Here is a 10,767-nt window from a genome sequence, read left to right on the forward strand (position 1 = left end):
ACTCGACTTTCATGGTGCCGGATACTCGTATGCGGGTGTGAGTACCTTTCCCCCGTGTGGCGGGTACTCGTCGCTGGCAGTGGCGTCCGTTCGAATCGAGAGTGCACTACTACTCCCCCGCGGCCATTCCCGGCTTCAGCCTGTACTCGACGCTCCTTGCGCGACGGCCGCGGCTCCTGCAAGTTCGTCCCTGCCGGTGATCCCCAATTTCGAATAGCAGCGGTACAGGTGCCCTTCGACCGTCCGGACCGAGATAAGCAGCGTGTCCGCAATCTGCCGGTCGCTGAGTCCCTGGACCGCCAGATTGACGATGTCCCATTCCCTCTTGGTCAGCTTCGGAACCACGGACTCGTTCTGCGTTTCCTCGCTGCCCTGGCCGAGTTCTTCGTTGCAGTGCGCCAGCCCCGCCCGCGCTACGGCGCTGAGCTCCTTGGTCTGGCCGCGATCCGGTGCTGCCAACGCCAATCCATATGCCTTGGCGGCCAGATGGTAGGCAGTGGCGGCCTGTAGCTTCTCCCCTGCGGACAGGTACCGGGCAGCTCCCCCGAACTTCAGTGCCCGCCCATACTCGGCGAGCGCTTGTGCCCACTCGCCCTCCGTTGCAGCCGCGGTTTCACAAAACCGGTCCAACCTGCTGGTGTCTCCCAGGCCGAGCGCAAGCTCAAGGGCATGAAGTTCAAGGTACGTCGCGTTTTCCTTCGCCGCGTCGTCAGCGTTTTGGTGCAACGCTTCCACTCCCGAACCGTCGGCGTTGAGGAGTTCAAGTCCGGCGTCGAAAAAACTGTTTGCCTGTGCCGCGAGAAGGTGGGTGCTGTGTTGTCCCCAGGCTTTGAAGTCCGCCCGGAACCGTTCGGCTTCAGGCAGCCCGGCGCCGGCCGCGGCATAGAAAGCCATGGCGGCACACAGTCCGAAGAGATTCTGCGGATCGCTGTCCCTCAAGGCTTCGAGTCCCGCCGTCAGCAAGGGCAGGGCGTCGCCGGTTTTTCCCTGCCTGATGGCAATGTATCCGGCCACCACGTAGGCCGCGCCGCCATAGGTCGCCATCGAGACGCCCGACGATTCGTAGTACCTGTCGAGGAGATTTTGTGCGTCGGCCCAGTCACCTACGGCCAACGCGCAGATGACGAGCCGGGCGGAGATGAACTCGGGGATGAAGAAGACATCGTTCTCCTGGGGCTGCGCCAAGGCGGCAGCTTCGAGAACCAATAGCCTCGCCTGGCGCCCGCGGCCGAGGGCGCACATCATTTCTGCCTTAAGTGCGAGTGCCAGGCCCCTGAACAGTGGGGCCAAGGAGCCTTCCACGGTTCCTGACTGGAGGAGCACCCGCTCCAGTTCCGGGCCCATCCTCTTGTAATCGCCATCGACGGAGCCGGCGAGCAGCCCGATCACGGTGGCGGCGAGCGTCACCGCGGCTTGCGCGGCCGGCGTCCGCTGGCCGTCGAGGCCGGGCTGCTGTTCGCCCCATTCGCGGAGGATCTCGGCCTCCGCCCGGATCAAGGAAGCCGACTGCCCGACGGCTGCACGCGTGGCCGCGCGAAGGACGCTGCTGGATACGACCTGGGAGGGTCCGGCGTCGCCATCCACAGTTTCCTGGGCCAAGGCTGCCGCGGCCTCGTCCCGGCGGCCGAGATTGAAGTATGAGCGGGCCAAAACGGCTTGAGCAATCGATTGCCATTGCACGTCCCGGACCGCGGACGCCATACGCAATGCGGTCTCGCTCTGCAGTAGCCTCGCCGAAAGGACCGCGGCCCGGATCAAAAGACGATCGGGCACGTCCGCCCCGCAATCAAGTGACCATGTCACCATCCGCAACAAGGAATCCGGGTTATCCTCCAACACATCCATCCGGGAGATCAGCTGCCGATGCAGTTGGAGGCTCTGCGCGGCCGGGACGATGCTTCTCAGCACCTCTCCGTAGACCGGATTGACGAGCCGGAGATTTGGCAACCCGTTGCCTCCGGGCTTGATCAAATGCTGGTCAACCAGCTCCTGGACGGCCGCTTCACCGGCCACAACGTTAATCAACGTCTCGTCCACCGGTTCTGCCAATGCGATCAAGTTCAAGGCTTCCCGGCCCGCGGCCGAAATGCGCATCAGCTGAAGTTTGACGACGGCCTCCAGCTTTACCGTGTGGACCGGAGTCGCGGCCGTCTTGAGCCAAACGCCGTGCCGTTGGACGAGGGTTCCCGAGCTCTCAGCTTCGCGGACAAGGGTCTTCAGGAGGAGGGTGTTGCCGCCCGCCTCCGTCCAGAAACCATGGCTCGTGCTGTTCAAGACGATTCCCCCGAGCAATGCCTCGCACAGTTCGTGGCCTTGCTCAGCGGTCAAAGGCTCCAGGTCGAACCATTCGGCGGTCCCCTCGTGCCACATGCGCAAGAGCGGTGCTGGAACCCCCGGCCGTGGAACGCATGCGGCCACGACTTTGGCCCATCCTGCCTGGACAAGCTCGGTCAGCATCGCGCACGTGGCATCGTCCAGGTAGTGCGCGTCATCGACCAGCAGCAAAGCCGGTCCTGTACCTACGCGGATGCCCTCGAGGTGATCCCACAGTGAGCGAAGCACGGCAACCCGGGAAGATATGTCGGCGAGTGAAAGATGGGCAAGGAAAGGAGCCAGTACCCCATACGGGACAGCGGTCAGTGACGGACTTCCGTGTATCGGGACTACCGCAACTTCCCCGCCAAAAACGCTGCCCAGCTGGGCCAGGAGGGACGACGCGCCGAGGCCGGAATCGCCCACGATGAAGACGGCCGAACAATCATCCGCGCGGATGGCGGCCGTAATTCCGGGGAGCAAATGCCCATAGTCGAGCCACGGTTCGGGCGGCCTTGTAGCGCGTTCTCCGGCATGAGCATGAACCGCCGCAGCGTTGTCATGACTGCGCGGTTCCTTCAAGCTCGCTCCTCGATGAGATTCCCATTTTCGTGAAGATTTGGTAAAGGTGGCCTTCCACTGTGCGCACGGAAACTTGCAACTGGTTGGCTACCTCTTTGTTACTCAACCCTTGACTGGCCATCTTTGCAACCTGACGCTCCCTTTCCGTCAGTTCGGGTCCAAAAGTGTGAGGTGTCAGGGGAAGTACCGGCACGGTCCCGACCAAGCGGTCCAGCCGTTGCTGGGCCAGCCTTGCGGACGCTGAATCGCCGGCTTCCCGGGCGATGTCCAAGGCCAGGACGGCACAGCGGGACTCCACTGCATCCAATTTCAGTTCCTGGGCAACCGAAGCGGCAAGTAGTAACGTCTTCGGGTCCTTCTTGCGGGTTCCCTCCGCCACCATCCGGTTGACTGCGGCCATCTTGCCCTGGCGGCGGGACGAAACCTGCTCCAGGAGCAACAGTTCCTCCTCGGTGCCGTGGACGGTGGCGCCGAAGAGGCTGATGGACGCCGTGGTGATCCGTCCTTTCGCCAAATCCCGGTTGGCCGACTCGATGAGGCTTTGCTTCGCCCCGGGATCCTTCAGCCAACGCCTGGCCATCTTGACGCAGAATTCGGCCATCCAGGCGGGGAACCAGGCCGTTTCCCCTTGTCCCTTTTCGGCCAATTCGAGAAAAGTCCGGGATTCCTTCACGTCTCCGGCCTGGGCGTACGCAAAAGCGAGCGCGGAGTAGGCCAGTGCTGGTCCGTAGTAGTTGCGCCTGATCTCCAACTGCGCCTGGGCGCCCAGCAGGGTGTCGATCGCGACTGAAGCCCGTCCTGCGTAGGTGTAGGAAACGCCCAGCGCCAGTTCGGCGGCACCGCCAAGATAATGGATGTTCTTTGGTTGCTGATCGAGGGTCGCAGTCAGCATCCGGGCTAGTTCTTCCCACTGTCCGCTGCACAGGAGTGCGGCAAACAAGCCTTCGGACAACCAGTTGTGCAACCGCGGCCGCGCCTTTGCACGCTGTATCTTGTGCCTCAGCTCGCGCGCCAGCTCGATCGCTTCCATTTCCCTGCCCAACACCGCCCAGGCCATGATCAGCAGGCTCCCGCAGCTCAGCCTTTGTTGAAGATCGATGCCGTCCCGGTACTCCTGCTCCAAGGCTTCGGCAACTTCGGCATACTCGCCCTGATGGACGTGGAGCTCGAAACTCGCGAGCCTGAGCATCCCGCTTGCCCGTTCGATTTCCGTGGCATCCGCTCCGGTTTCCTGCGATCGGCGGGAAAGATCCTCCCGGGCCTCGGCGATGAGGCCGGGTATTTGGAGGTGCCCACCTGGAACCCACAGCAGCGCGCTGCAGAGTTCCTGGACATAGTCCGCGTAGTCGTACGCCGGGAGGCGCCGAAGCTGCTCGGGCGTCACATCCTTCAAAGCGGCCACCGCGGCCTCGTGCTCGGCCAGAATAACGTGGGAAACGCAGCGTTGCTGGGCGGCAGCCACCCATTCCTTGTCCTCGCGGCCGATCTGCCGGGCGCATTCCAAGGCGAACCAGGGATCGAATTGCCTGTTCGCTGCCGTCGCAGCTGCCAGTGCCACTCCTGGTTCAAGGGTCTCGCGGACGTTCAGTGTCGAAGACGCAAAGCCCAGGAGCGCCTCGGCATCAAGGTCCCGGGTGATGCTGCCGATCACCCCGGCGGCGAGCCGCCGCAGTTCATTCCGCCGTGGCAGATCCATCCAGCCCCGAATAACCTCACCCATGTACTCGTCTCGCAGCGCCACCCGGCGGGCGCCTGACGGTTCGACGCGCAGGTAGCCGGACCACTCCATCTCGGCAACCACTTCAGGTTCCAGGACGTCCAAGAGCACGGCGAGCGGGGCCGTTCGAATGAGGGCAAGCAGCTCCAGGGCTTCCTGGACCGCGGGGGTCTCCCGAGCCAGGCGCGAGCGGACCAAGTCGGTCAGGACTTCAGCGGAAGAAAGGTGGATTTCGCCCTTCATCGCCCAAACCTGTCCGGCCAGGTGCAGGTTGCCTGAGCGGAGCTGTTCGGTGACGATGGCCTGGAGCACCAAGGGATTTCCACCGCTGGACGCGTGCAAAGCGCTTGCAGCAGTAGCGGTCACCCGTTTACCAAGGACGCCGCTCAGTAATTTAGCAACTTCCGCCCGTGAAAAAACCTGAAGTTCAACTTCGTCCAGGAGGCCGTCTTTCAACAGCCTGATCAGGTCTTCGGGCATGTCTGTGGCTTGGCGGACAGTGACGAGGACTTTCGCTGTCCCACTGATTAACAAGTGCACCAGAAGGGCCGTGCTCATGCTGTCCAAAGCGGGCAGTTCCGAAAGGACCAAGAGCACTTCGCGCCCCGCGGCGTCCGAACTTATCAAATGCGATATGCCGTGGATGATCGCGCCAGGAGAATCTGCGGCATCGACGGGAAGCCTCGCCACCAGATGGGCCAGCGCCCCAAAAGGAGTGCTGACGTCCGTGGAGCCGTGGAGGTGCAGGACGTGAGTCTTTGGAGTGAGCCGGGCCTCAACCGAACGGGCGAAAATCGCTTTGCCAACGCCCGGCGCGCCAACCACCACCACTCCGTACAAAGACGGGTCGCCGAGCGCGTCAATAACCGTGTTCTGAAGATCCTGCCGGACCAGGGACGACCATTTTCGACGCTCTGCAGCGCCCAGTGCTTGCCGCTCCGTTGCGGGTCGCTCTGTTTCAGACTCCGGTGTTGCTCGCAATTTAGATCACGCTACCTTCGCAGCTCTGGCGGACGTGACGTTCAGCGGGTCGTTTGCTTTTGTATTTCCTCTTCACCCCCAGCAGTGATTTGCAAAGTATCATAGCGATCGGCGTGAATCAATTAGCCAGCCGACTAACGATCAGGGTACTTGTTAACCACCGAAATGAGTGCACGTAGGCCCACGCTGCTAGGCCTTGACGGGGTGGAACTTCTGCTGGGCGGCAAGCAAACCTTGAGTCATCAATACCTCGACGGCATCCGCAGCTTCATCCAGGAGGAATGGCAGCTCCTTTTTCTCGGAAGCTCCAAAATCCCTGAGGACATAATCCGCGGTGTCCATTCTTCCGGGCGGCCTGCCCACCCCCACGCGAACCCGCAAGTAGTCCTTTGTAGCCAAGGCCTTGGAAATATCCCGCAGGCCGTTATGCCCGCCCTCTCCGCCGCCGATCTTCAGCTTGACCGTATTGAAGGGAATATCAATTTCGTCGTGGACGGCAATAACGTGATCAGGGGCGATGTCGAAGAACCTGGCCAGGCCGGATACGGGTCCCCCGGAAACGTTCATGTAGCTCATCGGTTTCGCCAGCACTACGCGCGGTCCGCCGATCCCCAGCCTGCCCTCGACCACTTGCGCCCGGGCCTTGTGGGCTTTGAAGCTTCCGCCCATCCGTGAGGCCAGTTCGTCCAGGACCATTTGGCCGACGTTGTGGCGGTTGTGGCTGTATTCAGCGCCGGGATTGCCAAGGCCTACAATCAGCCAGGTGTCTGTCATGGAGTCATCCTAGGGAATCAAGAGTGTGGAATGAAAAAGAAGTGGCCGGGACCCCTCAGGGACCCGGCCACCCGCTAAGGCTAATGCCGCAGTTAGTCGGAAAGACTAATAAACCGAACGACTACTCAGCGGCAGGAGCTGCCTCTTCTTCGGCCTCCGAAGTGGCCTCCGAGATGTTGATGATGAGGGTCTCGGGATCGGTGAGCAGTTCCGAACCGCTCGGGAGGACGATGTCCGAAGCGTGGACGTGCTCGCCGGCCTTGCGGCCTTCAATGCTGATTTCGACGAAGGTCGGCAGGTGCGTAGCCTCGGCTTCGAGGGAAACCGTGGTGGCTTCCTGGTTGGCGACAGCGCCAATGGCAGCTTCACCGATAACGTGGACGGCAACGTCAACGGTAACCTTTTCGCCCTTGCGGACGGTCAGGAGGTCGATGTGCTCGATGATCTGCTTGATCGGGTCGCGCTGGATGTCCTTCACGAGGGCAAGGTGCTCTTCGCCGTTGACGTCCAGGGCCAGCAGGGCGTTGGAAACGCGGACGGCCAGAGTGGTGGCGCGGCCCGGGAGGTTGATGTGGATGGGCTCAGCGCCGTGACCGTAGATGACGGCGGGGATCTGGCCGGCTGCACGGGCGCGGCGGGCGAAACCCTTGCCGAATTCGGTGCGCAGTTCTGCTGCGAGCTTCTGCTCAGACATGTGTACTCCTTGATTACTGTGGCGCCGGCGAATTGCCGGCAAGTCGATCAGCAAGGGCGGAGGTCTGTGGTGACCTTCCACGCCCGGCGGAATGCCAGCCGCTGAGCAGCAGGTTCGGTCCGCCTTCGTTGAAGGAGATTCAGACCCAGTCGATAACGGAGACCCGCAATCCGGTTTTAACCCGGATGTGCTCTCCCTCGCCAAGGTATCCCCAAGAGTTTAGCAGCCGCGTCCCGCCAAAGGGAAAACGACCCCGCCCCGCCCCAACTGGCTCGCATTAGTTGTCGTTTTGAGGGCTCATAACGACAACTAATGCGAGCCAGTTGGGTTGGACCAGCGATGAGTGGGCCCACGCCGGCGAGGGCCCCGGCCTGAGCTTGCGAAGGCTGGGAACCGGTGGGGATCAGGCGTTGCCGTCGAAGAGGCTGGTGACGGAACCGTCGTCGAACACTTCGCGGATGGCGCGCGCAATCAACGGTGCGATCGACAGGACCGTGAGCTGCGGGAAGCGCTTGTCGGCCGGAATCGGCAAGGTGTTGGTGACGACCACCTCGCGGGCACCGGAATCGGCCAGGCGCTGTGCCGCCGGCTCGGAGAAGACGGCGTGTGTGCACGCGATGATGACGTCCTTGGCGCCGGCGTTCTTGAGGACCTGGACGGCGCCGGAGATCGTTCCACCGGTGTCGATCATGTCGTCGATCAAGACGCAGGTGCGGCCTTCGATCTGTCCGACGACGGTCTTCGAGACGGCCTGGTTCGGCACCGTGAGGTCGCGGCTCTTGTGGACGAACGCCAAAGGCGCACCGCCCAGGCGCTCGGCCCACTGTTCCGCAACGCGGACACGGCCGGTGTCCGGCGAGACAACGGTGATGTTGTCCGCTTCGACCCTGGTGCGGATGTAGTCGGCAAGCAGCGGAATGGCCATGAGGTGGTCCACCGGGCCGTCAAAGAACCCCTGGATCTGGGACGTGTGCAGGTCCACCGACATGATGCGGTCCGCGCCGGCGGTCTTGTAAAGGTCTGCCACCAAGCGGGCGGAGATCGGCTCGCGGCCGCGGCCCTTCTTGTCCTGCCGGGCGTACGGGTAGAACGGCGACACAACCGTGATCCGCTTCGCGGACGCGCGCTTCAGGGAATCGATCATGATCAACTGCTCCATGAGCCAGTTGTTCAGCGGGGCCGGGTGCGCCTGGATGACGAAGGCATCGGTGCCACGGACGCTCTCCGCTGAGCGCACATAGATCTCCCCGTTCGCGAAGTCGTAGGCGTCGATAGGCAGGAGTTCGGTCTCCAACTCCTTGGCGATTTCCTGCGCCAGCTCGGGGTGCGCCCGTCCGGCGGCGAGAACTAGTTTCTTCTCGCCGTGTGCGGTAATTTCGCTCATGCCTGTGTGCCCTCTTCTGTGGTTGCCGGAGTACTTGAGGAATCGGGGGTGGCAGTGGAGCCAAGCGCGGCTTGCGCAGCCTGCGCCCGTTGGGCCGAGTTGCTGCCCTGCCGGTTGGCGATGACCCAGCCTTCCGCGTTGCGCTGGGGAGCGACACTCAGGGTGAGGGCTCCGGCGGGAACGTCCTTGCGGATGATGGCACCGGCGCCGCTGTATGCGCCGTCGCCGATCGTTACGGGGGCCACGAAGACAGTGTTGGAACCGGTCCGTACACCGGAGCCGATCACCGTGCGGTGCTTCTTCTCGCCGTCGTAGTTGGCCGTGATGTTGCCGCAGCCGATGTTGGTGTCCTCGCCGATCTCGGCGTCGCCGGCGTAGCCGAGGTGGGACAGCTTGGAACCGCGGCCGATCGTCACGTTCTTGGTTTCGTAGAAGGCGCCGATCTTGCCGGTCTCCCCAAGGACGGTGCCGGGACGCAGGTAGGTGAACGGGCCAACGCTGGCTCCCGCACCGATGGTCGATCCTGAGCCGTGGGTGCGGGTCACCTTCGCGCCTTCGCCCACCAAAACGTCGGTGAGGGTCGTGTCGGGGCCGACGACGGCGTCGCGCGCCACGGTGGTGGTGCCGTGGAGCTGTGTGTTGGGCAGGAGACGGACGTCTTCGTCCAGTGTGACGGTGGAATCGATCCAGGTGGTGGCCGGGTCGACGACCGTGACGCCTGCACGCATCCACGCCTCGATGATGCGGCGGTTGTGCTCTGCGCCGAGCGCGGCGAGCTGGATACGGTCGTTGGCTCCCTCGACCTGCCAACGGTCGGCGGTGACGACGGCGGAAACCCGGCCTCCGGCGTCGCGCGCCAATTCAAGAACGTCAGTGAGGTATTTTTCTTGCTGGATGTTCTCGGTGGTCACTTTGCGCAACTGCTCGCGAAGCACCTTTGCGTCAAAAGCGTAGATGCCGGAGTTGACTTCGCGGATGGAACGTTCGGCGTCGCTCGCGTCTTTGTGTTCGCGGATGCCCAGCACGGTGCCGTCCTCGGCACGAAGGATGCGGCCATAGCCATTGGCGTCGTCGAGCACCGCGGTCAGGACCGTCACGGCGTTGCCTTCGGATTCGTGCGTGGCGACCAGCTCGGACAGAAGGGAACCGGTCAGCAAAGGCACATCACCGTAGGTGACCACTACCGTGCCAGTGAGTTCTGCCTTCGCGTCCAAGGCGTCAAGGGCTACTTCCACCGCGCGCCCGGTCCCCGGAACATCGTCCTGGTCCACGATGACGGCGTCGGGATCGATCAGTTCAATGTGCGCGGCGACGAGGTCCCGCTCATGGCGGACCACGAGGGCCAGCTGCCGGGGATCGATGGAGCGCGCTGCGAGGATGGCGTGCGCCACCATGGAGCGTCCGCCGATTTCGTGGAGGATTTTGGGAGTCCGTGACTTCATCCGCGTACCGGCTCCGGCAGCTAGGACAATGACAGCGGCGGGGCCAGTAGTATCGGGGCTCACGAAGTCGCTCTCCTTGCTCGGTTACGTCCGGGCGAACCCGGCTGCGGCATCTGCTCTATCCTACTCTTGCCGATTCACAGCCTTCCGTGCAGCCAGTGGACAGCTTCGGGAGAGACGGTGCCTTCAGAGGCGGTGCCGGCAGACCACCGACAAGTTCCGCCCATAGGATTCGAACCTATACTCCACGGCTCCAAAGGCCGGGGTGCTGCCATTACACCAGAGCGGACCGTGCGCACTTAGCCCTTGCGGACGCAGGGTCCGCGGGGTTCCCGATTGACCGGGTCGCACACACAAGAATCTAGTTTGCCATGACCATCGCGGTGTTCGCGACTTGGCGCAACCCCGAGTCCTTTCCAGCGGTATTGGCGGGCACTCCAGAGGCCGCTTCACGCTTGCCATAAGGCATGATGGATGCGTGAGCAACAGCACAGGACTTCCCCGGCAGTCGACGGGTTCCAGGGTGATCAACCACCCACCCGCAGCCCAGGTTGTCCGTGCCCGGATGACAGGCTCCCAGCGCCGCTCCCAGCTCATCGAAATTGGCCGGGGCCTCTTTGCCGCCCGCGGCCTGGACGCCACGACCATCGACGAAATCGCAGCCGCCGCGGGCGTGTCCAAGCCGGTGATTTACGAGCACTTCGGCTCGAAGGAAGGCCTCTACACCCAGGTTGTGGAGTTCGAATTCCGGATCCTCCTCGACGCCATCAACGAGTCCCTCGCCGCCGAAGCCAAACCACGCGTCCTCGTTGAACAGGCGGCCCTTGCCTTGCTCGGCTACATCGAGGAGCGGAGCGACGGCTTCCGGATCCTCATGCGC

General features: G+C 63.1%; 7 protein-coding genes and 1 tRNA gene. 1 reads left to right on the forward strand and 7 read right to left on the reverse strand.

The window, feature by feature from the left end; genetic code table 11:
* Window positions 1–135: 135 nt before the first annotated feature.
* From AC3WJM_RS18720 to AC3WJM_RS18750, 7 genes are all read right to left on the reverse strand, one after another.
* A complete protein-coding gene (locus tag AC3WJM_RS18720; protein ID WP_441437680.1) occupies window positions 136–2,895 on the reverse strand; it encodes a LuxR C-terminal-related transcriptional regulator in 2,760 nt (919 codons plus the stop codon).
* Entirely contained in the window at window positions 2,873–5,593 is a 2,721-nt protein-coding gene (locus tag AC3WJM_RS18725) for a helix-turn-helix transcriptional regulator (protein ID WP_492272624.1), read from the reverse strand. Before AC3WJM_RS18725 ends, AC3WJM_RS18720 begins: the two co-directional genes overlap by 23 nt.
* A 189-nt stretch (window positions 5,594–5,782) precedes the next feature.
* The gene (gene pth, locus AC3WJM_RS18730) at window positions 5,783–6,367 is read right to left on the reverse strand and encodes an aminoacyl-tRNA hydrolase (RefSeq protein ID WP_059387937.1); all 585 of its coding nucleotides are present in this window, start codon (window positions 6,365–6,367) and stop codon (window positions 5,783–5,785) included.
* A 121-nt stretch (window positions 6,368–6,488) separates the two neighbouring features.
* A complete protein-coding gene (locus tag AC3WJM_RS18735) occupies window positions 6,489–7,061 on the reverse strand; it encodes a 50S ribosomal protein L25/general stress protein Ctc (protein WP_284752518.1) in 573 nt (190 codons plus the stop codon).
* 403 nt (window positions 7,062–7,464) lie between these two features.
* Entirely contained in the window at window positions 7,465–8,445 is a 981-nt protein-coding gene (locus AC3WJM_RS18740) for a ribose-phosphate diphosphokinase (protein ID WP_028266439.1), read from the reverse strand.
* Window positions 8,442–9,950, reverse strand: coding sequence for a bifunctional UDP-N-acetylglucosamine diphosphorylase/glucosamine-1-phosphate N-acetyltransferase GlmU (gene glmU, locus AC3WJM_RS18745; protein ID WP_492272625.1), 1,509 nt, complete (start codon window positions 9,948–9,950; stop codon window positions 8,442–8,444). The genes AC3WJM_RS18740 and glmU overlap by 4 nt, the downstream gene beginning before the upstream one ends.
* A gap of 154 nt (window positions 9,951–10,104) precedes the next feature.
* A tRNA-Gln gene (locus tag AC3WJM_RS18750) sits at window positions 10,105–10,176 on the reverse strand.
* A 276-nt stretch (window positions 10,177–10,452) separates the two neighbouring features.
* On the opposite strand from AC3WJM_RS18750, the gene AC3WJM_RS18755 reads away from it, so the two are divergent.
* Window positions 10,453–10,767 (forward strand): TetR/AcrR family transcriptional regulator (locus tag AC3WJM_RS18755; RefSeq protein ID WP_492272627.1); only part of this gene is annotated, 315 nt, incomplete at its 3' end.

Source organism: Arthrobacter sp. FW306-1B-G06A (assembly GCF_058781765.1).